Here is a 26,702-nt window from a genome sequence, read left to right as displayed (position 1 = left end):
AGTCGCTCGCTTTCATGCGGGCTTGCGATAATCCGGCCGCATGAATGATCTAGATTGTGTCGTCGTCGGTGCGGGTGTCGTCGGGCTGGCCGTGGCACGCGCTTTGGCCCTGCAGGGACGCGAAGTCATGGTGCTCGAGGCCGCCGCTTCGATTGGCACCGGTGTCAGTTCCCGCAGCAGTGAAGTGATCCATGCCGGGATGTATTACCCGCAGGGTTCGCTCAAGGCGCGGCTCTGCGTGGAAGGCCGCGGCCTGCTCTACGATTACGTCGCGGAGCGCGGTGTGCCGCATCGGCGATGCGGCAAGTTCATCGTCGCGACCTCCGAATCCCAGGTCGCCTACCTGCAGAAAATCATGGCCAGCGGTGTTGCCAACGGCATCAGCGACCTGTCGCTCCTCACGGCCGACGAGGCCATGGCGATGGAGCCCCAACTCGCCTGTCGCGCCGCGCTCCATTCGCCGAGCACCGGCATCATCGACAGCCATGCGCTGATGCTGGCCTACCAGGGCGACATCGAGGGCATGGGTGGCATGGTGGTGTTCCATGCGGCGGTGTTGGAAGGTCGCTGCGAGCCGGGCGGCATCGAACTGACGCTCGAGGATGGCACGGTCGTGCGTTGCAAGACGCTGGTCAACGCCGCCGGTCTCGATGCGCCCTTGCTGGCAACGAGACTGGCGGGCATGCCTCCGCACCTCGTTCCGACGCCCTATTACGCGAAAGGCAGCTACTTCACGCTGGCCGGCAGGGCACCCTTCGAGCGGCTCATCTATCCCGTGCCCGAGGCGGCCGGGCTCGGTGTACACCTGACGCTCGATCTGGGCGGTCAAGCCCGTTTCGGACCCGACGTGGAATGGGTGTCGTCGCCCGACGATCTGGTCGTCGATCCGGCGCGATGCGCCGGTTTCTATGCCGAGGTGCGTCGCTACTGGCCGGCACTGAAGGACGACAGCCTCGTGCCAGCCTATGCCGGCATGCGTCCCAAGATTTCGGGACCCGGCGAGCCAGCCGAGGATTTCCGCATCCAGGGCCCGGACGGGCATGGCATTCCCGGTCTGGTCAACCTGTTCGGCATCGAGTCACCTGGCCTGACCAGCAGTCTGGCCATCGGAGCGCATGTGGCGCGAATGCTGGAAGCAGCCTGAATCGTCTGTAACATGAAGTGGCACGTCGTTTGCGGACGTGCGCAGTCGCCGGCACTTCGCCGGCATTTCATGCCAAGGAACGTTCTCCCATGAGTGCAGCCAACAACCTCGAAGCAGCGTCGAACGCGGTGATCGAAGACATCGCCAGCGAACTCAAGGTCGTGCTGGGCGGCAAGGACCTCGAAGCGAATCCCCAGATCAAGGCATTGCGCCAGCGCCTGGAAGCCAAGATCGGCGTCGCGCGCGAACTCGCCGCCGAGAAGGCCAAGCTCGCGGCGCAGAAGGCCAAGGAGGCCGCCAACACCGCCAATGCCTATGCCCACGACGAACCCTGGCAGATCGCGGCCGGCGCGATGGCCGTCGGCGTGCTGGTGGGCCTGCTGATCTCGACGAGACGCTGAGCGCGATCGTGCAACCGGCCCAGGCGCTTGCCGGGTCTACCGAGGTTCTTTCAACGCGCCCGTGACGAATCGCGCAGGGCCTGGATCGACTGCGTGACCAGACCCGGTCCCCGGTAGATGAGCCCGGTGTACATCTGAACCGCGTCGGCGCCCGCGCGCACCTTGGCGATCGCGTCGGCCGCGTCCAGGATGCCGCCCACGCCGATGATCGGATAGTCCGGTCCGAGCGCGCCGCGCAGCTGCGCGATGACCCGGTTGCTGGCCTCGCGCACCGGCGCGCCCGACAACCCGCCTGTCTCGTCCGCATGCGGCATGCCCTGGACCGCTTCGCGCGACAGCGTGGTGTTCGTCGCGATGACGCCGTCCACGCCATGGCGCCGGAGGGTCGTGGCGATCACGTCGACCTGGTCCGTCGAAAGGTCGGGCGCGATCTTCAGGAACAGGGGCACGCGCCGGTCCTGGGCCTGCGCGAGCCGCTCGCGCCGCGCCATCAGCGTGCCGAGCAGACCATCGAGTGCTTCGTCGCCCTGCAGCGATCGCAGGTTGGCCGTGTTCGGGCTGGAGACGTTGATCGCCACGTAATCCGCATGCGGGTAGACGCCTTCCAGGCACGTCAGGTAGTCCTGCGTGGCGTCCTCGATCGGCGTGGAAGCGTTCTTGCCGATGTTCAGGCCCAGCAGCATCGGAAGCGTTCCGCTGCGGCGGCGGAAGCGGGCACGCTGCACGTTGGCGACGAAGGCGTCGAGTCCGTCGTTGTTGAAACCAAGGCGATTGATCAACGCCTGACGCGCCGGCAGGCGAAAGATGCGGGGTCGCGCATTGCCCGGCTGCGAGCGGGGCGTGACGGTGCCGACCTCGACGAAGCCGAACCCCATCGCCGAAAAGGCATCGATGCAGCGTGCGTTCTTGTCGAGCCCGGCGGCGAGTCCGACGCGGTTGGGAAAGGTCAGCCCGGCCAGCGTGACGGGGTCCTCGATGCGCCGGGTTCGGTAGATCCGCTCGAGCGGTGTGTTCTGGCTGCGTTCCAGAGCGCCCAGGGTGATTTCGTGGGCATGCTCGGGATCGAGCCCGAAGAGCAGCGGGCGGGCGAGTCCATAGAGGGACGAGGTCAGTGGCATCGGATAATTCCCGGCTTCGAATGTTCGGAACAACCCAGGATTCTCCCCGATGACCACACCCCGCTTGACCCAGGACGAACTCAAGGCGCAAGTCGGTCGTGCCGCCCTCGACCATGTCGTGAGAGGCGCGATCGTCGGGGTGGGCACCGGCTCCACCGTCAACAAGTTCATCGAGGCGCTGGCCGACATCAAGGACGACATCGAGGGCGCCGTGTCGAGTTCGCTGGCCTCCACCGAGCGGCTGCGCGCGCTGGGCATCCGCGTGTACGACAGCAACGAGGTCGACGAACTCGCCGTCTACATCGACGGGGCCGACGAGATCGACGGCCGCGGTTTCATGGTCAAGGGCGGTGGCGCCGCGCTCACGCGCGAGAAGATCGTGGCGGCCCAGTCGCGTCGCTTCGTCTGCATCGCCGATGCGTCCAAGCAGGTCGACGTGCTCGGCGCGTTCCCGCTGCCGGTCGAGGTGATTCCGATGGCGGCGCGGCGTGTGATGCGGCAGTTCGAACGCCTGGGCGGGGTCGCCCAGGTGCGCGAGAAGGATGGCACGGCGCTGGTCACCGACAACGGCCAGCACATCGTCGACGTCACCGGATTGAGGATCGCCGACCCGCTCGGCTTCGAGACCCAGGTCAGCCAGTGGCCCGGCGTGGTGACCGTCGGCGTGTTCGCCCACCAGCGTGCCCACGTGTGTCTGCTGGCCACGCCGGACGGTGTACGGACGTTGCGCTTCGACGCAACGGACGACTGACTAGAACTGGATTCCCGCCGGGTTCTGCGGTGTCGGGCCGCGTGGCGGGGGCGTGGTGGGCGCGGGTGCGTTCAGGCTCGGCAACGGATCGCGGCTGGCCGTGGTGGCCGGCGGCGCGGCGGTGAGCGCCACCAGGGGCTGTGCCGGGGGACGGCGATAACCCGGCGGCAAGGCGATGCTTTTCGGATAGCCGGCCGCGTCGAGGTATTGGGACCATTCCGTGTCCGCGAAGCCCTTGAGTTGCTGCGTGCCGATCGCCAACAGCGGCAGGGCGTCCTGACCGCTCAGGCGCCGCAGCGCGTCGCCGTCTGCGGCCGTCCGGACCTGGCGCTCGTCGAAAGGGATGCCGCGCGCTTCGAGGAATGCGCGTCCTGCGTCGCAGGGTTCGCACGCATCGCGCGTGTAGATCGTGACCGGGTAGCGCTGCATGACCTGGCGAACCTCGTAGGGCATGCTGGCGGTGCTGGCCTCGATGACCGATGGGCCCGGCGACGCGATCGTCGGCGCGTTGGCTGCGGGAGGCTGGTCGGAGAACACGACCTGACCGTTGCGGTCGACATGGCGATAGATCGTCTGGGCGAGGACGGCGGGGGTGCCAGTGACCGTCGTCGCCAGCAGGGTGATGGCGAGCTTCAGGGCGGTCGGGAAAGGGAGCTTCATGAGGGCGGGCTTCCATGCGCGGGAGACGGCCCCGAGTATGTCAGGACGTCGCCGTTGCCCGGACCACCCGTGCGACCCCCGCGCCGCGGGCCTTGCCCTCAGGCGGGTTGCGCCTCCGCCATCCCCTGGTGGCGCAGCAACGCGTCGAGCTGGGGCTCGCGGCCACGAAAAGCCTTGAACGACTCCATGGCGCTGCGGCTGCCGCCGGCCTCGAGGATCGCCTGGCGGTACCTGCGACCGGTCTCGACGCTCGGCTCGCCATTGTCTCCAACCGTCTCCTCGAAGGCCGCATAGGCGTCGGCGCTCAGCACCTCGGCCCACTTGTAGCTGTAGTAGCCGGCCGCGTAGCCGCCCGAGAAGATGTGGCTGAAGGTGTTGGGCGTGCGGCTGAAGGACGGCGATGGCATCACGGCCACCTCGCGGCGCACGTCGGCGAGCAGGCCCAGCACGCCGCCGGCCGGCGCGTTCGCGGCCTGGTACTCGGTGTGCAGCAGCATGTCGAAGAGCGACAACTCGATCTGGCGCAAGGTCTGCAGGCCACTCTGGAAGTTCTTGGCCGCCGTCATCTTGTCGAACAGCGCACGCGGCAGCGGCTCGCCGGTATCGACGTGTGCGGTCATGTGGCGCAGGACGTCCCATTCCCAGCAGAAGTTCTCCATGAACTGGCTGGGCAGTTCGACCGCGTCCCATTCGACGCCGCTGATGCCCGAGACGTCGCGTTCGTTCACGCGCGTGAGCATGTGGTGCAGGCCGTGGCCGAACTCATGGAACAGCGTGGTCACGTCGTCGTGCGTGAGCAGCGGCGGCTTGCCGCCGACGCCCTCGGCGAAGTTGCACACCAGTTGCGCGACGGGTGTCTGCAGCGCGCCGGTGTCGGGGCGGACCCAGCGTCCGCGCACATCGTCCATCCATGCACCGCCGCGCTTGCCCTGGCGCGCCGACGGGTCGAGGTAGAACTGCCCCACGAGTTCGCCCGCGCGCTCGATGCGGTAGAACTCGACCGTCGGATGCCAGACCGGCGCGCTGTCGCGGCGGATCGCGACCTCGAACAGCGTCTCGACGATCTTGAACAACCCGGCCATGACCTTGGGCGCCGGAAAATACGGCTTCACTTCCTGCTCGCTGTAGGCATAGCGTGCCTCCTTGAGCTTCTCGCCGATGTAGCTCCAGTCCCAGGGTTGCGGATCGTCCAGACCAAGTTCGGAGGACGCGAAGGCGCGCAGGTCGGCGAGGTCGCGCTCGCCGAACGGCCGTGCCTTGATCGCGAGGTCGCGCAGGAACTTGACGACCTGCTCGGGCGAATCGGCCATCTTGGGCACGACGGAGAGTTCGCCGAAATTCCGGTAACCCAGAAGGCGGGCTTCTTCCTCGCGCAGCGCGAGGATCTCGGCGATGAGCGCGGTGTTGTCGAAGGCGGGGTCGCCGAGGTCGCTGGCACGGGTGCCATAGGCACGGTAGAGACGCTCGCGCAGGTCGCTGCGCTTGGCGAACTGCATCACCGGCAGGTAGCAAGGCATCTTCAGGGTGAGCTTGTAGCCAGCCTTGCCTTCCGCCTCGGCGGCCGCGCGTGCGGCGCTGACCACGTCCTCGGGCAGGCCCTCGAGTTCGCTCGCATCGGCGTAATAGGCGAAGGCATCGGTCGCGTCGAGCGCGTGCTCGCTGAACTTCTGGCTCAGTTCGGCCTGGCGCTCCTGGATTCGGGCGTAGCGTTCCTTGGCTTCGCCCTGCAGGTCCGCGCCGCCGAGCACGAAATTGCGGACCGCGTTGCGATGGGCCTGCCGCTGTTCGGCATTGAGGGTGGTGGGGTCGATGGCCTTGTACTTGGCGAACAGCCGTTCGTCGGAACCCAGGCGCGTCCAGAACGCAGTGACGCGCGGCATCGCTTCGTTGTAGGCGGCACGCAGCTCGGGCGTGTCGGCCACGGCATTCAGGTGGCCGACGGCCCCCCAGGCACGGCCGAAACGCTCGGAGGCGACGTCCAGCACCTTGGAGATGGCCAGCCAGTCGGCCGGAAAATCCGTCGCGGTCACGGTCTGCAGCGCGGTCTCGGACTCGGCGAGGAGCGCGTCGACCGCGGGTGAGACGTGTTCGGGCCGGATGCGGTCGAACAGCGGCAGGTCGGTGAAGTCGAGGAGCGGGTTCGGCGTGGCGAAGGGTTGGTTCATGGTCGTCATCTGGCGCCGCGAGGCGGCAAGTTCAAGTCGGTACGGCGGCACGTTCGGCCGCTTCGAGCGTGTTGACGAGCAGCATCGTGATCGTCATCGGGCCGACGCCGCCGGGCACCGGCGTGATCCAGCCGGCCACCTCGCGCACGCCGGTGAAGTCGACGTCGCCGCAGAGCTTGCCCTCGTCGTTGCGGTTCATGCCGACGTCGATCACGACGGCGCCGGGCTTGACCATGTCGGCCGTCAGCACGTTGCGCTTGCCGACGGCGGCCACGACGATGTCGGCCTGGCGGGTGAAGGCGCCGAGGTCGGGCGTGGCGCTGTGGCAGACGGTGACGGTGGCGTGCCGGGCCAGCAGCATCAGCGCCATCGGCTTGCCGACGATGTTGCTGCGGCCGATGACCACCGCGTGCTTGCCGCGCGGATCGCAGCCGATCGACTCGAGCATCTTCATGCAGCCGTAGGGCGTGCAGGGCCAGAAGCCGCTCGCGCCGGTCATCAGCGCGCCAGCGCTCGCGACGTGGAAGCCGTCGACGTCCTTGTGCGGTGCGATCGTCTCGATCACCTTCTGCGCGTCGATGTGCGCGGGCAGGGGCAGTTGCACGAGGATGCCGTGGATGGCGGGGTCGGCGTTGAGGGCCTCCACGCGCGCGAGCAGTTCGGCCTCGCCGAGGTCGGCCGGGTATTTCTCCAGCACGGAATGCAGGCCGTTGTCCTCGCAGGCCTTCACCTTGTTGCGCACGTACACCTGGCTGGCGGGGCTGTCGCCGACCAGCACCACGGCCAGCCCGGGTGTGGTGCCACGGGCCCGGAGCGCCGCGGCGCGTGCGGCCACATCGGCGCGCAGGGTGAGCGAAAGGGCGTTGCCGTCGATGAGTTGGGCTGTCATGGGAGGGTTCGATTTTCCAAGTGGAAACGCCCGCTTGCGCAGGCGTTCCGAGCGGTTGTCGCTATCCGTGCGATAGCAGGGGCGGGGGTCAGGGTGTCTTGGCCGCCGGCTGGACCTGTCCGAGCGCGATCTTCAGCAGGTCGGCGACGGTGTTGGCGTTGAGCTTTTCCATGATGTTGGCGCGGTGCGCCTCCACCGTCTTGATGCTGATGCCCAGGTCATCGGCGATCTGCTTGTTGAGGCGGCCCGCGACGATGCGTTCTAGCACCTGAGCCTCGCGGCCGGTCAGCTTGGACAGCAAGGCGTCGCGGCTGGCCGATTGCTGATGCTGTGTGAAAGCTTCGCGTGCATGTTCGAGCATGCGCTCGACCAGCGTCACGAGCTGGTCCTCGTTGAAGGGTTTCTGGATGAAATCCATCGCGCCCTTCTTCATCGAATCGACCGCCATCGGCACGTCGCCATGACCGGTGATGACGACGATCGGCAGCGGCGAGCGGCGTTCGATCAGGCGGTCCTGCAGTTCGATGCCCGACATGCCGCCCATGCGGATGTCGACGATCAGGCAGGCGACTTCGCGCGGGTCGTAGCGAGAGAGGAAGGACTCCGCGGAATCGAAGCAGCGGACCCGGTAGTCCTTGCCTTCGAGCAGCCATTGGAGCGAATCGCGGACCGCTTCGTCATCGTCGACGACGTAGACCGTGCCCTTCTTCGGAATCAAGCTCATGCGGGTACCTTCGCCTCGTCGTTTGCTATGGAATTCGTAGCGTCCATCACCGGAATCCAGAAGGAGAAACGGCATCCGACCACATCCGATCCATTGTAGATGTTCTCCGCCTGCATGCGTCCGCGGTGCGATTCGACGATGGTGCGGCAGAGGTTCAGTCCGATGCCCATGCCTTCGGGTTTGGTGGAGAAGAACGCCTCGTAGAGCCGGTCCATGACCTCGGGCGCCAGGCCGCGACCGGTGTCCTGGACCGAGAACTCGACCGCCGGCTGGTTCTCGATGCTCTTGGGCAGCACGCGCAACTCGACGCTGCGCCGCGCCAGCGGCCGTCCGGCGTTGTCGATCGACTCCGCCGCGTTCTTCAGCAGGTTCACCAGCACCTGCTCGATCAGGATCGGGTCGACCCGCACGATGGGCAGGCGCGCCGCGACGTAGTGGTTGAGCCGCACGTTGTGGCGGCGCAGCTCGATGCCGGCGAGCTCGACCGCCTCGCTCACCATCGTCGCCACGTCCGAGGGCGTGCGGTTGGGCTCGCTGCGCTTCACGAACGAACGGATGCGCTGGATGATCTGGCCGGCCCGCTGCGCCTGCTTGGAGGTCTTGTCGAGCGCGGCGAGCAGCGCATCGGTGTCGATCTGTTGGTTGCGGATGCGCGACATCATCCCGTTGCAGTAGTTGGTGATGGCCGTGAGGGGCTGGTTGAGCTCGTGCGCAACACTGGAGGCCATCTCGCCCATCGTGATGAGCCGGCTCGACGCGTGTGCGCGATCGGCCTGGGCGGCGGCCAGTTCCTCGGCATCGCGCCGGGGCGTGATGTCGGTGGCGATGACGAGCTGCGCCAGCCGACCGTCGACCCAGGTGAGGTAGCGCGATCGCACTTCCAGCCACTTGCCCAGCTGGGGAACGAAGATCTCGTTGTTGGCTGGCTGGGCCGCGGTCAGGGTATCGATGGGCAGACCGGCGAACGGGTCGACATCGTCGAGCGCGTCGTCGTGCGCGGCCGAGGCCGGCACGCCCGCCTGGGCCACCATGCCCAGGTGACCGATGGTGTCGGAGCCGAACCAGAGCCGGTAGAGCTTGTTGGCGAACAGCAGCTCCTCGCTGCCGATGGGCGCCACCGACACGGCCGCGTCGAGCGCCTCGAGCACGGTGGTGAAACGCTCGTAGGACGCGGAGAGCTGCTCGCGGATGCGGGTGGGCTCGGTGATGTCGGTCATCGACGTCATCCAGCCGGCCTGGTGACCACGGGCGTCGATGAGGGGCGAGACGTAGAGGCGGGCGTTGAAGACGGTGCCGTTCTTGCGCCGCACCCGCACCTGGAAGCCGCCGGGCAGGGCGCGGCCGTGGATCTCCTCCTCGAGGCGCTCGTTCATGACCTCGCGCTCGGATTCCAGCCAGTACGGAAAAGGCGGCTTCTTGCCGACGAGGTCGGCCTCGCTCCAGCCGGTCATGGCGCAGAAGGCGGCGTTCACGTAGGTGATTCGGCCTTCCAAATCCAGCACCCGCATGCCCGTCAGCATGGAATTTTCCATCGCGCGACGGAAATTGGTCTCCGCCACCAGCGCCTGCTGCGTCTGCAGCCGCCGCCTCGTGTGGCGCCACGTGCCGATGAGCATCCAGGCGGTGAGCACGCTCAACGCGCCGACGAGCCAGAACAGTCCGTTGCCCACCAGCCCGGGCGAGGTGCGGTAGGCCTGCGCACGCAGGACCAGGCCGTTGCCCACGGGCGAAACCGGCACCTCGTATTCGTTGATGCGCTCGGCCCAGGGCAGCATGCGTGCGTCGCTCTCGCGCGGATTGACCGTGCTGCCCGCGAGCAGGCCACCCTTGCCGTCGAGCAGCGCCACAGCGTACCGCGCGGCCACCTCGGGCGGCACGCCATAGCGCAGCAGGCTGTCGATGGAGAACTCGCCGAGCACCACCCCGGCGAACAGTCCCTGGTCGTAGAGCGGGATGTGCAACTGGAGCATGCCGTTGGGATCGTCGCCCTTCATCGGCTGGGAATAGACCGGCTGGCTCAGTTCCCGGGCCAGCGCGTAGTTGCTCTCGATCTCGCCGGGGCGCAGCACGTCGTCGATCGGATGCTGCTGCGCGGGATGGACGCTGGGTGCGGCATGGCTGGCCTTGAAGCGGCGCCGGTCGTCGATCCAGCTGAGCGCCTGCAGTTCGGGATACTGGCTGATGAGCGATTCGGCGCGGCTGGTGAATTCGGGGCCGTCGATTTCCCGATTGGAAGCATCCCGCGCCAGGCGCATGAGCTGCTCCTGGCGTTCCAGCAGCCTCAGCCGCAGGCGTTGCTGGGCATATTCGACGTCGCGCTTGACCGACTCCTGCTCGCGTTCGACTTCCTCGGCACGCAGGTACCAGAAAGCGGAGACGATGGCCGCCAGGAAAAGCACCACGGCAGCCAGCGGCGCCAGCATGGCGACCGCGTCCTGCAGCATCGGCGTCTGCCGGCGCCACCAGCGGCGCCACCACGACAAAGGCGACGTCTTCACGGCGCTTCGGGCAGCGGCGAGCGGGCTGAAAGGAGGCATTCGGGCGAGTGTAGGGGAAGCCCCTAATGCACCTGTCACGACGCCCCTGGAAAAACCGTTCAGACTGGCAGGCCCCTGTTCGGCCCGAGTCGACGACGGTTCACATCAACCGAGTAGATTTCACATGAAGAAAACATAAAACACCATTTGAAATTCGACAGGTTATGTGAGACATTTCCGCCTAATTTTTCAAGCCACGCACCCCAACAGGAGACAAGCATGTCGGCAAATCCCGAGAACACCCACGGCTCGGCCGCGAACGACGCGGATGCACAAGAGACCCGTGAATGGACCGACGCGCTGTCCGCAGTCATCCAGAGCGAGGGCCCCGAGCGGGCGCACTTCCTGCTCGAGCAATTGCTCGAGCACGCGCGCCAGAACAGCATCGACAAGCCGTTCTCGGCCAACACCGCCTACATCAACACCCTGGAGCCGGACCAGGAAGAGCGCTCGCCGGGCAACCTGGAGATCGAGGAGCGCCTGCGCTCCTACATGCGCTGGAACGCGATGGCGATGGTGGTCAAGGCCAACCGCCTGCACCCGCCCGAAGGCGGCGACCTGGGCGGCCACATCGGTTCCTTCGCCTCGCTCGCCAGCATGTTCGGCGCCGGCTTCAATCATTTCTGGCATGCCGAGAGCGAGAACCATGGCGGTGACTGCCTCTACATCCAGGGTCACGTCTCCCCCGGCATCTACGCCCGTGCCTACCTCGAAGGCCGCCTCACCGAGGAGCAGCTGCTCAACTTCCGCCAGGAGGTCGACGGCAAGGGCCTGTCCAGCTATCCGCATCCGAAGCTGATGCCCGAGTTCTGGCAGTTCCCGACCGTGTCGATGGGCCTGGGCCCGCTCATGGCGATCTACCAGGCGCGTTTCCTGAAGTACCTGCATGCCCGTGGCATCGCCAACACCGAGAACCGCAAGGTCTGGGTGTTCTGCGGCGACGGCGAGATGGACGAGGTCGAGTCGCTCGGCGCCATCGGTCTGGCCGCGCGCGAGAAGCTCGACAACCTGGTGTTCGTCATCAACTGCAACCTGCAGCGTCTGGACGGTCCGGTGCGCGGCAACGGCAAGATCATCCAGGAACTCGAAGGCGAATTCCGTGGTGCCGGCTGGAACGTCCTCAAGCTGATCTGGGGCTCCGGCTGGGACCCGCTGCTGGCCCGCGACAAGGAAGGCGCGCTGCGCAAGCTGATGATGGAGACGAACGACGGCGACTACCAGTCGTTCAAGGCCAACGACGGCGCCTACGTGCGCAAGAACTTCTTCGGCCGCGATCCGCGCACGCTGGAGATGGTCGCCAAGATGAGCGACGACGACATCTGGGCGCTGCGCCGTGGGGGCCACGACGCGCAGAAGGTCTACGCGGCCTTCGACGCGGCCGTCAAGCACCAGGGTCAGCCGACCGTGCTGCTGGTCAAGACCGTCAAGGGTTTCGGCATGGGCAAGATCGGCGAAGGCAAGAACAACGTCCACCAGACCAAGAAGCTGGCCGACGAGGACATCAAGACCTTCCGCGACCGCTTCAACATCCCGATCCCCGACAGCCAGCTCGCCGACATTCCGTTCTACAAGCCGGCCGACGACACGCCGGAGATGAAGTACCTGCACGAACGCCGCAAGGCGCTTGGCGGTTACCTGCCGCACCGTCGCGTGAAGGCCGACGAGAGCTTCACCGTGCCGGCGCTGGAGACTTTCAAGTCGGTGCTGGAGCCGACGGCCGAAGGCCGCGAGATCTCCACCACGCAGGCCTACGTGCGCTTCCTCACGCAGTTGCTGCGCGATCAGGCCCTGGGTCCGCGCGTCGTGCCGATCCTGGTCGACGAGGCGCGCACCTTCGGCATGGAAGGGTTGTTCCGCCAGATCGGCATCTACAACCCCGCGGGCCAGCAGTACACCCCGGTCGACAAGGACCAGGTGATGTACTACAAGGAGGACAAGGCCGGTCAGATCCTGCAGGAAGGCATCAACGAGGCCGGCGGCATGTCCAGCTGGATCGCCGCGGCCACGTCGTACTCGACGAACAACCGCATCATGGTGCCGTTCTACGTGTACTACTCGATGTTCGGCTTCCAACGCATCGGTGACCTGGCCTGGGCGGCCGGCGACATGCAGGCGCGCGGTTTCCTGCTGGGCGGAACGTCGGGGCGCACCACGCTCAACGGCGAAGGCCTGCAGCACGAGGACGGCCACAGCCACATCCTGGCCAACACCATTCCCAACTGCGTGAGCTATGACCCGACCTTCGCGCACGAGGTCGGCGTGATCCTGCACCACGGCCTGAAGCGCATGGTGGAGAAGCAGGACAACGTCTACTACTACCTGACGCTGCTCAACGAGAACTACGCCATGCCCGGTCTGCAGCCCGGCACCGAGGAACAGATCATCAAGGGCATGTACCTGTGCCGCCAGGCGCCGTCGATCACGCCGCCCAAGGGCGCGAAGTCGGTGCCGACCGTGCAGCTGCTGGGCAGCGGCACCATCCTGCGCGAGAGCTTCTTCGCCCAGGAACTGCTGGAGAAGGACTGGGGCATCAGTGCCGCGGTGTGGAGCTGCACCAGCTTCAACGAGTTGACCCGCGACGGCCAGGACGCCGATCGCTGGAACCTGCTGCACCCGACCAGCGAGGCGCGCGTGTCGTTCGTGGGCCAGCAGCTCGCGGCCAGCGAGGGTCCGGTGGTCGCCTCGACCGACTACATGAAGGCGTTCGCCGAACAGATCCGTCCCTACATTCCCAAGGGCCGCAACTACAAGGTGCTGGGCACCGACGGCTTCGGCCGCAGCGACTTCCGCACCAAGCTGCGCGAGCACTTCGAGATCAACCGCCACTTCATCGTCGTCTCCGCGCTCAAGGCACTGGCCGAGGACGGCGTGCTGCCGGCATCGAAGGTCGCCGAGGCCATCGCCAAGTACGGCATCGACGCCGAGAAGACCAACCCGCTCTACGCATAACCAAGCGCAACCCACAACCGACGCGCCCACGGGCGGGAGACAACAGACATGGCAGCAGTGGAAGTGAAGGTGCCGGACATCGGCGATTTCGATGAAGTCGCGGTGATCGAGGTGCTGGTGAAGGTGGGCGACACGGTGAAGACCGAGCAGTCGCTGATCACGGTGGAGTCGGACAAGGCCTCGATGGAGATCCCGTCGTCGACGGCCGGCGTCGTCAAGGAGATCAAGGTCGCCGTGGGCGGCAAGGTCAAGGAAGGCTCGGTCGTGCTGATCGTGGAGGCCGAGGGTGGGAGCTCTGCGGCGCCCGCGCCCGCCGCGGCCTCGCCGGCCCCGTCTGCCGCCCCGGCGGCGGCGGCGCCCGCTGCGGCGGCCCCGGCCCCGGCCTCGGCCCCCGCCGCGGCCGCTGGCCCGGTCGAGGTCAAGGTGCCCGACATCGGCGACTTCAAGGACGTCGCGGTCATCGAGGTGCTGGTGAAGGTGGGCGACACGGTCAAGGCCGAACAGTCGCTCATCACGGTCGAGTCCGACAAGGCGTCGATGGAGATTCCCTCTTCGCATGCCGGCGTGCTCAAGGAACTCAAGGTCAAGGTCGGCGACACCGTCAACATCGGCGACCTGATCGCCATGCTCGAAGGCGTGGGTGGTGGCTCGGCTCCGGCTGCGGCGCCTGCGCCCGCCGCACCGGCTGCGGCGCCCGTCGCGTCCGCGCCGGCACCGGCTGCCGCGGCGCCGGCCGCATCGCCGGCTTCCGCGTCGGCTCCAGCGCCCGCCGCGCACAACCCGACGGTCGCGCCCTCGGGCAACCTGCCGCACGCGTCGCCATCGGTGCGCAAGTTCGCACGCGAACTCGGCGTGCCGCTCGAGGAAGTCAAGGGCACCGGTCCCAAGGGCCGCATCACGCAGGAAGACATCCAGGGCTTCACCCGCTCGGTGATGAGCGGCCAGACGACCACCAAGGCCGCCGCAGCGTCCGCCAAGCCGGCGGCATCGGGTGGCGGAGACGGCGCCGGGCTGGGCTTGATCCCGTGGCCGAAGGTCGACTTCGCGAAGTTCGGCGCCGTCGAGCGCAAGGACCTCTCGCGCATCAAGAAGATCAGCGGCGCCAACCTGCACCGCAACTGGGTGATGATCCCGCACGTCACCAACAACGACGAGGCCGACATCACCGAGCTCGAGGCCTTCCGTGTCTCCACCAACAAGGAGAACGAGAAGTCGGGCGTGAAGGTCACGATGCTGGCCTTCGTGATCAAGGCGATGGTCTCGGCACTGCGCAAGTTTCCCGAGTTCAACACCAGCCTGGACGGCGACCAGCTGGTCTACAAGCAGTACTTCAACATCGGCTTCGCCGCCGACACGCCCAACGGGCTGGTCGTGCCGGTGCTCAAGGACGCCGACAAGAAGGGCGTCATGCAGATCAGCCAGGAGATGGGCGAACTCGCCAAGAAGGCGCGCGACGGCAAGCTCGGCGCGGCCGACATGCAGGGCGGCTCGATCTCGATCAGTTCGCTCGGCGGCATCGGCGGCACGCACTTCACGCCCATCATCAATGCGCCCGAAGTGGCGATCCTGGGCCTGTCCAAGGGTGCCATGAAGCCGGTGTGGGACGGCAAGCAGTTCGTCCCGCGCCTCATGCTGCCGCTGTCGCTGTCGTTCGACCACCGGGTCATCGACGGTGCCCTGGCCGCGCGCTTCAACGCGTACCTGGGCCAGGTGCTCGCCGACTTCCGTCGTGTGCTGCTCTAAGAGAACCAAGGAAACGACGAGATGAGCGAACAACAGATCAAGGTGCCGGACATCGGCGATTTCGATGAAGTCGCGGTGATCGAGGTGCTGGTGAAGGTGGGCGACACGGTGAAGGCCGAGCAGTCGCTGATCACGGTGGAGTCGGACAAGGCCTCGATGGAGATCCCGTCGTCGGGCGCGGGCGTGGTGAAGTCGCTGTCGGTGAAGGTCGGCGACAAGGTCAAGGAAGGATCGGTCGTGCTGGTGCTCGAAGGCGCCGGTGTGGCGGACGCAGCGCCCGCGCCCGCGCCGGCCGCGTCCGACGATGCCGCCGCCAAGCCGGCCACCGTGGGCGAGAGCCAGGCACCGGCGCCCGCGCCGGCCGCTGCCGCCCAGACCCAGGCGCCGGCCGCGCCGCGCCCCGCGGGTTCCTACGGCGGGCCGGTCGACGTCGAGTGCGACGTGCTGGTGCTCGGCGCCGGCCCCGGTGGCTACTCGGCCGCCTTCCGCGCCGCCGACCTCGGCTTGAAGGTCGTGATGGTCGAGCGCTACGCCACGCTCGGCGGCGTCTGCCTGAACGTCGGCTGCATCCCGTCGAAGGCGCTGCTCCACGTGGCCGCCGTGATGGACGAGGTCAAGCACTTCGCCGACATCGGTGTGGATTTCGGCGAGCCGGTCATCGACCGCGCCAAGCTGCGCGGCCGCAAGGAACAGGTCGTCGGCAAGCTGACCGGTGGCCTGGCCGCCATGGCCAAGATGCGCAAGGTGACGGTGGTGCGCGGCGTCGGCGAGTTCGTCGACCCCTACCACGTCACGGTCCAGGAGACCTCGGGCAACGGGCGCGACACCACCGGCAAGGCGCAGACCGTGAAGTTCCGCCATTGCATCATCGCGGCGGGCTCGCAGGCCGTGCACCTGCCGTTCATGCCCAAGGACCCGCGCGTGGTCGACTCGACCGGCGCCCTGGCGCTGGCCGTGGAACCCAAGCGCATGCTGATCCTGGGCGGCGGCATCATCGGCCTGGAGATGGGCTCGGTGTACTCGTCGCTCGGCGCGCGGCTCGACGTGGTCGAGATGCTCGACGGTCTGATGCAGGGCGCCGACCGCGACCTGGTGAAGGTCTGGCAGAAGATGAACGCGCCGCGCTTCGACAACATCATGCTGAAGACCAAGACCGTCGGCGCCGAGGCGACGCCCGAAGGCATCAAGGTCACGTTCGAGGGCGAGAACGCGCCCAAGGAGCCGCAGGTCTACGATCTGGTGCTGCAGGCCGTGGGACGCAGTCCCAACGGCAAGAAGATCGGTGCAGAGAAGGCTGGCGTGGCCGTGAGCGATCGCGGCTTCATCCCGGTCGACATCCAGATGCGCACCAACGTCGGGCACATCTTCGCCATCGGCGACATCGTCGGTCAGCCGATGCTGGCGCACAAGGCGGTGCACGAGGCGCACGTGGCGGCCGAGGTGATCGCCGGCGAGCAGCAGGGCAACAAGGAGCTCGCGAGTGCGGCCTTCAATGCCCGCGTGATCCCGAGCGTCGCCTATACCGATCCGGAGGTGGCCTGGGTCGGTCTGACCGAGGACCAGGCCAAGGCCGAGGGCATCAAGGTCACCAAGGGCCTGTTTCCCTGGACCGCGTCGGGACGCGCCATCGCCAACGGGCGCGACGAAGGCTTCACCAAGCTGCTGTTCGATGAAAGCCATCGCATCGTCGGCGGTGGCATCGTGGGCACGCATGCCGGCGACATGATCGGCGAGGTGGCCTTGGCGATCGAGATGGGCGCGGACGCCATCGACATCGGAAAGACCATCCATCCGCACCCGACGCTTGGTGAAAGCATCGGCATGGCGGCGGAAGTGGCGCACGGCAGCTGCACCGACCTGCCGCCCGTCAAGAAGAAGTGAGCGGAGCCGCCGGGACGACCACCCGGCGTTTCGTCTCTTCCGGACAGCAAAAAACCCGCCGCGGCGGGTTTTTTGTTTGGTCGGTCGTGTGGCGCGGCCTTGCCCGGCGCCGTGGGGCGCGGTTGCCCCTTACTCGCCGCCAGCCGTCACGGCCGTGTCGCTGTCGGCCGAGGGTCGACCCTCCACCGCCACCGAGCCCTGCACGCGCCGTGCGCCGTCGAAACGGCGCTGCCAGTAGTTGCCCTCGAAATTCTCGACGCGCACCGTCGCGCCCGGCTTCGGCGCATGGATGAACTTGCCATCGCCCACGTAGATCCCGACATGGCTGAAGGCGCGGCGCATCGTGTTGAAGAACACCAGATCGCCGGGTTTGAGGTCGACGCGGTCGATCTTCTCGGTGGCAGCGGCCTGTTCCTCGGCACGGCGCGGCAGGAGATGGCCGATGGTCTGCGTGTAGATGGCACGAACGAAGCCGCTGCAGTCGAACCCGGTTTCCGCGCTGTTGCCACCACGGCGGTAAGGCACTCCGAGGAAGCCGAAGGCCGTATCGACCAGATCCGACGTGCGGTCGACGACGGTCTGGCGGACATGCTGCAAGTGGCCGATCAGACCGCGTTCAAGCAGGATCCGCTCCATGGCTTCCGACCGGTCCTGGGGTGGCGATGCATGGGCAGTCGAAGCCAGGACGAGGGCGGCAAGTAGGACGGTAAAACGCATGCCGCGTAGGATATTGACGACGACAGTGAGTGTCAACCTCGAAGCGACATCACTTACCTTGCGTAAGTTGTTGTTTCAAATCAGGTTTTTTATTTTTCGAGCAATTGCGACTTGAATCTTTGATCAACAGGTTCGGCGTTGTCAATGCTCATGTAATGAAAAAGTTTAATGGTTTAAGTGAAATCGTAGACGTTTTTATTAAAAATAAGATTTGTCTTTTTTCAGGGGATGATCATGAATCGCACGCCCGGAGCGTCCAAGAAAGGTCTTCGAACCTGTGCACTTGCCTTGGCCTTGGCGACGTTCGCGGGAGCGGTCGCGGGGCAGGCACGCAGCGAGGTGGTGACGTCCGAGCTTGAAAGTCCCTGGGGCATCGCCTTCCTGCCCGAAGGACGCTTCCTGGTCAGCGAGAAGGCGGGTCGCTTGCGCGTGGTGGAACCCGGCGGTGCGATCGGCATGGCACTGCAGGGCCTGCCGCCGATCGCGACCGGCGGGCAGGGGGGCTTGCTCGACGTGCTGTCCGACTCGGGCTTCAACGACAACCGCACGGTCTATTTCTGCTTTTCCGAACCCTCGGCCTCCGGCCCCGCCAACGGCACGGCCCTGGCCAGCGCACGCCTGTCGGCCGATCGCACCCGACTCGAATCGGTCAGGGTGATCTTCAGCCAGAAGCCCAAGGTCGCCAGTTCCGCTCATTTCGGCTGCCGCATCGTCGAGGCCCGTGACGGAACGCTGTTCCTGACCCTGGGCGATCGTTTCAGTCGCAAGGACGACGCGCAGAAGCTGGACAACCACATCGGCAAGATCGTGTGCATCCGCAAGGACGGCACGGTGCCGCCCGACAACCCGTTCGTGAAGCGCGCCGGTGCCCTGCCCGAGATCTGGAGCTACGGCCATCGCAACGGCCAGGGCGCGACGCTCGCGCCCGACGGTCGGCTGTGGATGACCGAACACGGGCCGCAGGGGGGTGACGAGATCAACGTGCCCGAAGCCGGCGTCAACCATGGCTGGCCCGTGATCACCCACGGCGAGAACTACGGTGGCGGCAGGATCGGCGACGGCCTCACCGCCAAGGACGGCATGGCGCAGCCGGTGCATCACTGGGTGCCTTCGATCGCGACCTCGGGCATGGCCTTCCTCACCAGCGATCGTTACGATCCGGGCTGGAAGGGCAACCTGTTCGTGGGCTCGCTCAAATTCGGCTACCTCGACCGCATCGAACTGAAGGACGGCAAGGTGATCGCCGAGCACAAGCTGCTCGAGGACGGTCGGGCCCGCGTCCGCGATGTGAAGCAGGGGCCCGACGGCCTGCTCTACGTGCTGACCGACGCGTCGCGCGGCGGCCAGCTCATCCGGCTGCGGCCCGAGTAGATTCGACCTGTCGAGGCGAATCCGGCCGGGGCATGCCCTGTGTCGGGGCCTCGTTCAGCCGCAGCGCGGCAAGGGAAGCGTCGACAGCAGGGATTGCCACAGACGCCGCCACGCCGGCCAGTCGTGACCGCCTGCGGTGGTCGCCACGCGAGCGGCGGGCAGGGCGGCTCCGAGCAGGCGATGGTTGAAGGCGAAGCGATCCTCTCGTCCATAGCCCAGATAGAGCGGTGGCGAACCCGCATCCTGCGGTTGCGCCGCACGGGTCTGGAGCCATCGCCAGAGCGCCGGGTCACGGAATTCGCGCGCTGCTTGCTGTGGTGGTTGCAGCGGCCCGGTCGGTGCCTGCCAGTTGACGAGGCCGCCCGCGTTGTCGATCTCGGTGGCCGTCGCGCGTTCGCCCAGATAGGGCGCGATGAGCACCAGCCCCGCGACATCGGCGGGGTGCGCCTGCGCATAGAGCGCGCCGCCAAGGCCGCCCAGGGAAATGCCCGCGATCCAGATCGAGCGATACCCGCGTGCCTGTGCCGGCGCGATCACGTCCTCGCGCAGCCGCTGCACGACGGCGAGCGACGCGTCGTAGTAGCCGCGATGCGCGTCGGCGCGCACCACGTCCACCGCCAGCCCACGCTCGCGCACCGCGTCGACGAAGCCTTCACGCTCGAACTCGTCGATCGGCGAGCGGGCGCCGGGCAGGAGCACGAGGAGGGTGTCGGTCGCCGCCGGACACGCTCCGGCGTCGAAGCGCGTGGGCATCGGGGCGGTGGCCGGACGCGAGGCGCAACCGGCACCGAACAGGGCACACGACACGGTCAGGATGGCGGCTCGCTTGAACATCGGTCCAGTCTATGCGCGGCACGCGCCGCGCCGGCGCGGTGGTACGGTTCGGCCTGCGGGCCGGAACGCAGTGCCGGTCGTCCTTCCTTCCCTTTCCTTCAAATCCCTCCGATCCCATGCTGCTCGACGCCTCCCAATCCCAACTCGTGCTGGTCGACTACCAGTCCCGCCTGATGCCCGCCATCTTCGAGGGCGACGCCGCGGCGGCCAACGCGGTGCGGTTGGCGAAGATCGCCGCGCTGGTCGACGTGCCCGTGTGGGGCACCGAACAGAATCCTTCGAAGCTCGGCGAGAACCCCGCCGAACTGCGATCCCTGTGCCGTCGCACCTTGGCCAAGATGCATTTCAGTGGTGTCGAGGAAGGCCTGGGCGAATGGCTGCGCGCGCCGGCGAAGGCGCCCCAGGGCAACGCGAGGAGCCTGCCCAAGCACCTGCAGAAGCCGACGGGCGGCGACGAGCGCAACACCATCGTCATCGCCGGGTGCGAGGCGCACGTCTGCCTGCTGCAGACGGCCCTCGACCTGTTGGAGGACGAGTTCGAAGTGTGGGTCGTGACCGACGCCTGCAGCTCGCGCACCGAACGCAACCGCGACGCCGCGTTCGACCGTCTGGCCGGCGCCGGCGCCGAGCTGGTGACCACCGAGATGGTGGGTTTCGAATGGCTCGGCACGGCCGAGCATCCGCGCTTCCGGGAATTCCTCGAACTGATCCGGTGATTGCCGCCGTCACCCACCTGGGTTAGGGTGATGCCAGCAATCCCATCCACCTTCCTGCACAGCCGACCGGTCCACGAGAGACTGTCGGATTGCGACGACATGCGAATCGAAGGGCGTTGGACATGCCGTGGCACAATCGCGGTGTACTAGGCCCTTCCCCAGCCACAGTCGCATCCGCCAATCGGTTCAGCCGTGTCGCGGAAGGTTTCTCAAACCAGCTAATGCTCTCCAGAGGAGAGCGAAGGTCAGCGGAATAATGAGCGATTCAACGACGCCCTCGGCGTCTGCCAGCCAAATCTACCAGGGCTACGAAGGCAGCACCTATCTCTTCGGCGGCAATGCGCCCTATGTCGAGGAGATGTACGAGAACTACCTCGCCAACCCGGGCAGCGTGCCCGACAACTGGCGTACCTATTTCGACGCCCTTCAGCACGTGCCGTCGGCCGACGGACGCAACACCCGCGACGTCCCGCACCTGCCGGTGGTCAACGCCTTCGCCGAACGCGCCAAGCAGGGCACCACGCGCGTGGTGCATGCGAGTGGCGCGGATTCCGAGCTCGGCCGCCAGCGCACCGCCGTCCAGCAACTGATCGCCGCCTACCGCAACGTCGGCGCCCGCTGGGCCGACCTCGATCCGCTCAAGCGCACCGAGCGCCCCTCGATCCCCGAGCTGGAGCCGTCGTTCTACGGCTTCACCGACGCCGACCTCGAGACGGTGTTCAACACCAGCAACACCTTCTTCGGCAAGGACACGATGTCCCTGCGCGACCTGCTCAACGCCCTGCGCGAGACCTACTGCGGCACGATCGGCGTGGAGTACATGTACACCACCGACCAGAACCAGAAGCGCTGGTGGCAGCAGCGGCTGGAGAGCGACCGGGCCAACCCGAAGTTCAACGCCGACCAGAAGAGGCACGTGCTGGAGCGCCTGACGGCGGCCGAGGGCCTGGAGCGCTTCCTGCACACCAAGTACGTCGGCCAGAAGCGTTTTTCGCTCGAGGGCGGCGAGAGCTTCATCGTGTCGATGGACGAGATCATCAATGGCGCCGGCGAGAAGGGCGTGCAGGAGATCGTGATCGGCATGGCCCACCGCGGCCGCCTGAACGTGCTGGTGAACTCGCTGGGCAAGCTGCCGGCCGACCTGTTCGCCGAGTTCGATCACACCGCGCCCGAGGAGCTGCCCAGCGGCGACGTGAAATACCATCAGGGCTTCAGCTCCGACGTCACCACCCGCGGTGGCCCGGTCCACCTGAGCCTGGCGTTCAATCCGTCGCACCTGGAGATCGTCAACCCGGTGGTCGAGGGCTCGGTGCGCGCGCGCATGGACCGCCGTGGCGACCCCAAGGGCAAGCAGGTGCTGCCGATCATCGTGCACGGCGATGCGGCCTTCGCCGGCCAGGGCGTCGTCATGGAGACGCTCGCGCTCGCCGAGACGCGTGGCTACCACACCGGCGGCACGGTCCACATGGTCATCAACAACCAGATCGGCTTCACCACCAGCGACCCGCGCGACAGCCGCTCGACGCTGTACTGCTCGGACATCGTCAAGATGATCGAGGCGCCGGTGCTGCACGTGAACGGCGACGATCCCGAAGCCGTGGTGCTCGCCTCGCAGCTCGCACTGGACTTCCGCATGGAGTTCCAGAAGGACGTCGTGGTCGACATCATCTGTTTCCGCAAGCTGGGCCACAACGAGCAGGACACGCCTTCGCTCACCCAGCCGCTGATGTACAAGAAGATCGCCCAGCATCCGGGCACGCGTCGGCTCTACGCCGACAAACTCGCTGCCCAGGGCCTTGGCGACACGCTGGGCGACGACATGGTCAAGGCGCAGCGTGCGGCCTTCGATGCCGGCCAGAACACCACCAACCCGGTGCTGACGAACTTCAAGAGCAAGTTCGCCGTCGATTGGAGCCCCTACCTCAACCGCAAGTGGACCGATGCCGCCGACACGGCGCTGCCGACGGCCGAATGGAAGCGTCTGGCCGAGCGGATCACCACCGTGCCCGCCGGCTTCACGGTGCATCCGCTGGTCAAGAAGGTGCTCGACGACCGTGCCGCCATGGGTCGCGGCGACGTCAACGTCGACTGGGGCATGGGCGAGCACATGGCCTTCGCCTCGCTGGTGGCGAGCGGCTATCCGGTGCGCCTGTCGGGCGAGGACTGCGGCCGTGGCACGTTCACGCACCGCCATGCCGTGCTGCACGACCAGAACCGCGAGAAGTTCGACGAGGGCACCTACGTGCCGCTGCAGAACGTGACCGACAACCAGGCACCGTTCGTGGTGATCGACTCGATCCTGTCGGAGGAGGCCGTGCTGGCCTTCGAATACGGCTATGCCTCGAACGACCCGAACACGCTGGTGATCTGGGAGGCGCAGTTCGGCGATTTCGTCAACGGTGCGCAGGTCGTGATCGACCAGTTCATCGCCTCCGGCGAGGTGAAGTGGGGCCGCGTCAACGGCCTGACCATGATGCTGCCGCACGGCTACGAGGGTCAGGGCCCGGAGCACAGCTCGGCGCGCCTGGAGCGCTTCATGCAACTGAGCGCCGACACCAACATGCAGGTCGTGCAGCCCACCACCGCCAGCCAGATCTTCCATCTGCTGCGTCGCCAGATGGTGCGAAACCTGAGGAAGCCGCTGGTCATCCTGACGCCCAAGTCGCTGCTGCGCAACAAGGACGCGACCTCGCCGCTGGTGGAGTTCACCAAGGGCTCGTTCCAGACCGTCATCCCCGACAGCCGCAATCTGAAGGCCGACAAGGTCCGCCGCGTGATCGCGTGCTCGGGCAAGGTCTACTACGACCTGGCCAAGAAGCGCGAGGAGAAGGGCGTCGACGACGTGGCGATCATCCGTGTCGAGCAGCTCTATCCGTTCCCGCACAAGGCGTTCGCCAACGAGATCCGCAAGTATCCGAACCTGGTGGACGTCGTCTGGACGCAGGACGAGCCGCAGAACCAGGGTGCCTGGTTCTTCGTGCAGCACTACATCCACGAGAACCTTGCCGAAGGCCAGAAGCTCGGCTACGCCGGGCGCACCGCGTCGGCGTCGCCGGCGGTAGGCTACTCCCATCTGCACCAGGAGCAGCAGAAGGCCCTGGTCGATGCCGCTTTCGCCAAGCTCAAGGGCTTCGTCCTCACCAAGTAAGCCGGGTCCGGGGTGCCGGGCGCCGTCGCGCGCCTGCGTCTCCCCGCCGCTCGCCCTCCCGTCACCTCACAAGCCATAACGAAGAGAACAAGCACCATGTCCATCGTTGAAGTCAAAGTCCCGCAGCTGTCCGAATCCGTGGCCGAAGCCACCATGCTGACCTGGAAGAAGAAGGTCGGCGACGCCATCGCCGTCGACGAGATCCTCATCGAGATCGAGACCGACAAGGTCGTGCTCGAAGTGCCGGCCCCGTCGGCCGGCGTGCTCGCCGAGATCGTCCAGGCCGATGGCGCCACGGTGGTGGCCGAACAGGTCATCGCGCGCATCGACACCGACGCCAAGGCCGCGGCCGCACCCGCCGCCGCGCCTGCTGCCGCACCCGCCGCTGCCGCTGCCGCCCCAGCCGCCGCCGCTGCTGCGCCCGCCGCATCGGGTGGCTCGAAGTCGGACGTGGCCATGCCGGCCGCGGCCAAGCTGCTGGCCGACAACCAGCTCACCGCCGGCGATGTCTCCGGCACCGGCCGCGACGGCCGCGTCACCAAGGGCGACGTGCTGGGCGCCGTGGCCTCTGGCACGACCGCCAAGGCGCCCGCCGTCGCTCCCGCGCCGGTCGCCAAGCCTGCCCTCCAGCAGGTCGCCGCGCCGTCGGCGCCCAAGGACCTGGGCGAGCGTCCCGAACAGCGCGTGCCGATGAGCCGCCTGCGCGCGCGCATCGCCGAGCGCCTGCTGCAGTCGCAGTCGACCAACGCCATCCTCACGACCTTCAACGAAGTGAACATGGCCCCGGTCATGGACATGCGCAAGAAGTTCCAGGACTCCTTCACCAAGGAGCACGGCGTGAAGCTGGGCTTCATGAGCTTCTTCGTCAAGGCGGCGGTGCACGCCCTCAAGAAGTTCCCGGTCATCAACGCGTCGGTCGACGGCAACGACATCGTCTACCACGGCTATTTCGACATCGGCATCGCGGTGGGCTCGCCGCGTGGCCTGGTGGTGCCGATCCTGCGCAACGCCGACCAGATGAGCTTCGCGGACATCGAGAAGAAGATCGCCGAGTTCGGCAAGAAGGCCCAGGACGGCAAGCTCGGCATCGAGGACATGACCGGTGGCACGTTCTCCATCTCCAACGGCGGTACCTTCGGCTCGATGCTGTCGACGCCCATCATCAACCCGCCGCAGTCGGCCATCCTGGGCGTGCACGCGACCAAGGACCGCGCGGTGGTGGAGAACGGACAGATCGTGATCCGCCCCATGAACTACCTCGCCATGAGCTACGACCACCGCATCATCGACGGCCGCGAAGCCGTCCTGGGCCTGGTCGCCATGAAGGAAGCGCTGGAAGACCCGGCTCGCCTGCTGTTCGACATCTGACCTGTTCCCGTCCTCGCGCGTCTTCGTGTCGCCGAGCCCGACCCCCGAGGGGGGCGACACCCGCGGCTTGGCAGGGCCGGTCGCGCGGTGTTTCCGGACGGGACCTCGCGGATGCCGCAAGGTCCCGTTCCCAGATTTGAATCGAGAGATCACATGAGCAAGCAATTCGACGTCGTCGTCATCGGCGGCGGTCCTGGCGGTTACATCGCGGCGATCCGCGCCGCGCAACTCGGCTTCAACGTCGCGTGCGTCGACGAGTGGACCAATGCCAAGGGCGGCCCTGCACCGGGCGGCACGTGCACCAACGTCGGGTGCATTCCGTCGAAGGCGCTGCTGCAGTCGTCCGAGCATTTCGAGCAGGCCGGCCATTCGTTCGCCGAACACGGCATCGGCGTCGAAGGCCTGAGCCTCGACGTGGCCCGGATGCTCGCGCGCAAGGACAACGTCGTGAAGCAGAACAACGACGGCATCCTCTACCTGTTCAAGAAGAACAAGATCGCCTTCTTCCACGGCCGCGCCTCGTTCGTGAAGACCGACGAGACCGGCTACGAACTCAAGGTCGCCGGTGCCACCGAGGAAAGCATCTCGGGCAAGCACATCGTCGTGGCCACCGGTTCCAACGCCCGTGCGCTGCCCGGCGCGCCTTTCGACGAGAAGAACATCCTGTCGAACGACGGCGCGCTGCGCATCGGCGCGGTGCCCAAGAAGCTGGCACTGATCGGCTCCGGCGTCATCGGCCTGGAGATGGGTTCGGTCTGGCGCCGTCTGGGTGCCGAAGTCACGGTGCTCGAAGGCCTGCCGACCTTCCTCGGCGCGGTCGACGAGCAGATCGCCAAGGAAGCCAAGAAGGCCTTCGACAAGCAGGGCCTGAAGATCGAACTGGGCGTGAAGGTCGGCGAGATCGCCGCGTCGGACGACGGCGTGTCGGTCGCCTACACCACCGCCAAGGGCGAGGCCGTGACGCTCGCGGTCGACAAGCTGATCGTCTCGATCGGCCGCGTGCCCAACACCATCGGCCTGAACGCGGAAGCCGTGGGCCTGGCGCTCGACGAACGCGGCGCCATCGTGGTGGACGACGAGTGCAAGACCAACCTGCCCAACGTCTGGGCGGTCGGCGACGTGGTGCGCGGCCCGATGCTCGCGCACAAGGCCGAGGAAGAGGGCGTTGCGGTGGCCGAGCGCATCGCCGGCCAGCACGGACACGTCAACTTCAACACCATCCCCTGGGTCATCTACACGCATCCGGAGATCGCCTGGGTGGGTCAGACCGAGCAGCAGCTCAAGGCCAGCGGCCGCGCCTACAAGGCCGGTACCTTCCCGTTCCTGGCCAACGGCCGCGCCCGCGCGCTGGGCGACACGACCGGCATGGTCAAGTTCCTGGCCGATGCCGCCACGGACGAGATCCTGGGCGTCCACATGGTCGGTCCGCAGGTCAGCGAACTGATCTCCGAGGCCGTGGTCGCGATGGAGTTCAAGGCCAGCGCCGAGGACATCGCCCGCATCTGCCACGCCCACCCGTCGCTGTCCGAAGCGACCAAGGAAGCGGCGCTGGCGGTCGACAAGCGCACGCTGAACTTCTGACCCTC

The 26,702-nt window shown here is 66.9% G+C and carries 19 protein-coding genes; 11 read left to right on the top strand and 8 right to left on the bottom strand.

The features are described from left to right. Positions 1-40: 40 nt before the first annotated feature. Positions 41-1,144 (top strand): NAD(P)/FAD-dependent oxidoreductase, encoded by a 1,104-nt coding sequence (locus NF681_14990; GenBank protein UST53602.1) that lies wholly within the window; start codon positions 41-43, stop codon positions 1,142-1,144. Between the two features lie 89 nt (positions 1,145-1,233). Further along, positions 1,234-1,545: a DUF883 domain-containing protein gene (locus NF681_14985; protein ID UST53601.1), complete on the top strand. Its 312-nt coding sequence runs from the start codon at positions 1,234-1,236 to the stop codon at positions 1,543-1,545. A gap of 50 nt (positions 1,546-1,595) precedes the next feature. On the opposite strand, the gene NF681_14980 is transcribed toward NF681_14985, so the two are convergent. Beyond that, a complete protein-coding gene (locus NF681_14980) occupies positions 1,596-2,657 on the bottom strand; it encodes a quinone-dependent dihydroorotate dehydrogenase (protein ID UST55796.1) in 1,062 nt (353 codons plus the stop codon). Positions 2,658-2,712: 55 nt separating this feature from the next. On the opposite strand from NF681_14980, the gene rpiA reads away from it, so the two are divergent. Further along, the gene (rpiA, locus tag NF681_14975; GenBank protein ID UST53600.1) at positions 2,713-3,414 is read left to right on the top strand and encodes a ribose-5-phosphate isomerase RpiA; all 702 of its coding nucleotides are present in this window, start codon (positions 2,713-2,715) and stop codon (positions 3,412-3,414) included. On the opposite strand, the gene NF681_14970 is transcribed toward rpiA, so the two are convergent. The 5 genes from NF681_14970 to NF681_14950 all read right to left on the bottom strand — a co-directional run bounded on the left by NF681_14970 (position 3,415) and on the right by NF681_14950 (position 10,389). Continuing rightward, positions 3,415-4,074, bottom strand: a complete 660-nt coding sequence (locus NF681_14970; GenBank protein ID UST53599.1) for a glutaredoxin family protein — start codon at positions 4,072-4,074, stop codon at positions 3,415-3,417. Positions 4,075-4,172: 98 nt separating this feature from the next. Continuing rightward, on the bottom strand, positions 4,173-6,239 hold the full coding sequence (locus NF681_14965) for a M3 family metallopeptidase (GenBank protein ID UST53598.1): 2,067 nt from the start codon (positions 6,237-6,239) through the stop codon (positions 4,173-4,175). Between the two features lie 31 nt (positions 6,240-6,270). Beyond that, positions 6,271-7,128, bottom strand: a complete 858-nt coding sequence (gene folD, locus NF681_14960; GenBank protein ID UST53597.1) for a bifunctional methylenetetrahydrofolate dehydrogenase/methenyltetrahydrofolate cyclohydrolase FolD — start codon at positions 7,126-7,128, stop codon at positions 6,271-6,273. 88 nt (positions 7,129-7,216) lie between these two features. Next, positions 7,217-7,852 carry a response regulator transcription factor gene (locus NF681_14955; GenBank protein UST55795.1) on the bottom strand — a complete coding sequence of 212 codons (636 nt, stop codon included), beginning with the start codon at positions 7,850-7,852 and terminating at the stop codon, positions 7,217-7,219. Continuing rightward, positions 7,849-10,389, bottom strand: coding sequence for a PAS domain-containing sensor histidine kinase (locus NF681_14950; protein ID UST53596.1), 2,541 nt, complete (start codon positions 10,387-10,389; stop codon positions 7,849-7,851). The genes NF681_14955 and NF681_14950 overlap by 4 nt, the downstream gene beginning before the upstream one ends. Before the next feature lie 219 nt (positions 10,390-10,608). On the opposite strand from NF681_14950, the gene aceE reads away from it, so the two are divergent. From aceE to lpdA (NF681_14935), 3 genes are read left to right on the top strand one after another with little or no spacing between them, the layout of a single operon-like run. Continuing rightward, positions 10,609-13,338, top strand: coding sequence for a pyruvate dehydrogenase (acetyl-transferring), homodimeric type (gene aceE, locus NF681_14945; GenBank protein UST53595.1), 2,730 nt, complete (start codon positions 10,609-10,611; stop codon positions 13,336-13,338). A gap of 48 nt (positions 13,339-13,386) precedes the next feature. Next, positions 13,387-15,081, top strand: coding sequence for a dihydrolipoyllysine-residue acetyltransferase (aceF, locus tag NF681_14940; protein ID UST53594.1), 1,695 nt, complete (start codon positions 13,387-13,389; stop codon positions 15,079-15,081). A 21-nt stretch (positions 15,082-15,102) separates the two neighbouring features. Beyond that, a complete protein-coding gene (lpdA, locus tag NF681_14935) occupies positions 15,103-16,962 on the top strand; it encodes a dihydrolipoyl dehydrogenase (GenBank protein UST53593.1) in 1,860 nt (619 codons plus the stop codon). A gap of 129 nt (positions 16,963-17,091) precedes the next feature. On the opposite strand, the gene NF681_14930 is transcribed toward lpdA (NF681_14935), so the two are convergent. Then, on the bottom strand, positions 17,092-17,679 hold the full coding sequence (locus NF681_14930) for a C40 family peptidase (protein ID UST53592.1): 588 nt from the start codon (positions 17,677-17,679) through the stop codon (positions 17,092-17,094). Between the two features lie 294 nt (positions 17,680-17,973). Between NF681_14930 and NF681_14925 the strand changes: the two genes are divergently transcribed. Beyond that, positions 17,974-19,050, top strand: coding sequence for a PQQ-dependent sugar dehydrogenase (locus NF681_14925; protein UST53591.1), 1,077 nt, complete (start codon positions 17,974-17,976; stop codon positions 19,048-19,050). Between the two features lie 54 nt (positions 19,051-19,104). On the opposite strand, the gene NF681_14920 is transcribed toward NF681_14925, so the two are convergent. Beyond that, positions 19,105-19,884: a lysophospholipase gene (locus NF681_14920; protein UST53590.1), complete on the bottom strand. Its 780-nt coding sequence runs from the start codon at positions 19,882-19,884 to the stop codon at positions 19,105-19,107. A gap of 116 nt (positions 19,885-20,000) precedes the next feature. On the opposite strand from NF681_14920, the gene NF681_14915 reads away from it, so the two are divergent. From NF681_14915 to lpdA (NF681_14900), 4 genes are all read left to right on the top strand, one after another. Next, positions 20,001-20,600: an isochorismatase family protein gene (locus NF681_14915; GenBank protein UST53589.1), complete on the top strand. Its 600-nt coding sequence runs from the start codon at positions 20,001-20,003 to the stop codon at positions 20,598-20,600. Between the two features lie 256 nt (positions 20,601-20,856). Further along, on the top strand, positions 20,857-23,748 hold the full coding sequence (locus NF681_14910) for a 2-oxoglutarate dehydrogenase E1 component (GenBank protein UST53588.1): 2,892 nt from the start codon (positions 20,857-20,859) through the stop codon (positions 23,746-23,748). A 96-nt stretch (positions 23,749-23,844) separates the two neighbouring features. Then, positions 23,845-25,116, top strand: a complete 1,272-nt coding sequence (odhB, locus tag NF681_14905) for a 2-oxoglutarate dehydrogenase complex dihydrolipoyllysine-residue succinyltransferase (GenBank protein ID UST53587.1) — start codon at positions 23,845-23,847, stop codon at positions 25,114-25,116. Between the two features lie 153 nt (positions 25,117-25,269). Beyond that, positions 25,270-26,697: a dihydrolipoyl dehydrogenase gene (gene lpdA, locus NF681_14900; GenBank protein UST53586.1), complete on the top strand. Its 1,428-nt coding sequence runs from the start codon at positions 25,270-25,272 to the stop codon at positions 26,695-26,697. The last annotated feature ends 5 nt before the right edge of the window (positions 26,698-26,702 follow it).

This window comes from Comamonadaceae bacterium OTU4NAUVB1, from assembly GCA_024372625.1.
GTDB lineage: Bacteria > Pseudomonadota > Gammaproteobacteria > Burkholderiales > Burkholderiaceae_C > Variovorax.
This window is presented reverse-complemented; position numbering and strand designations above follow the sequence as displayed.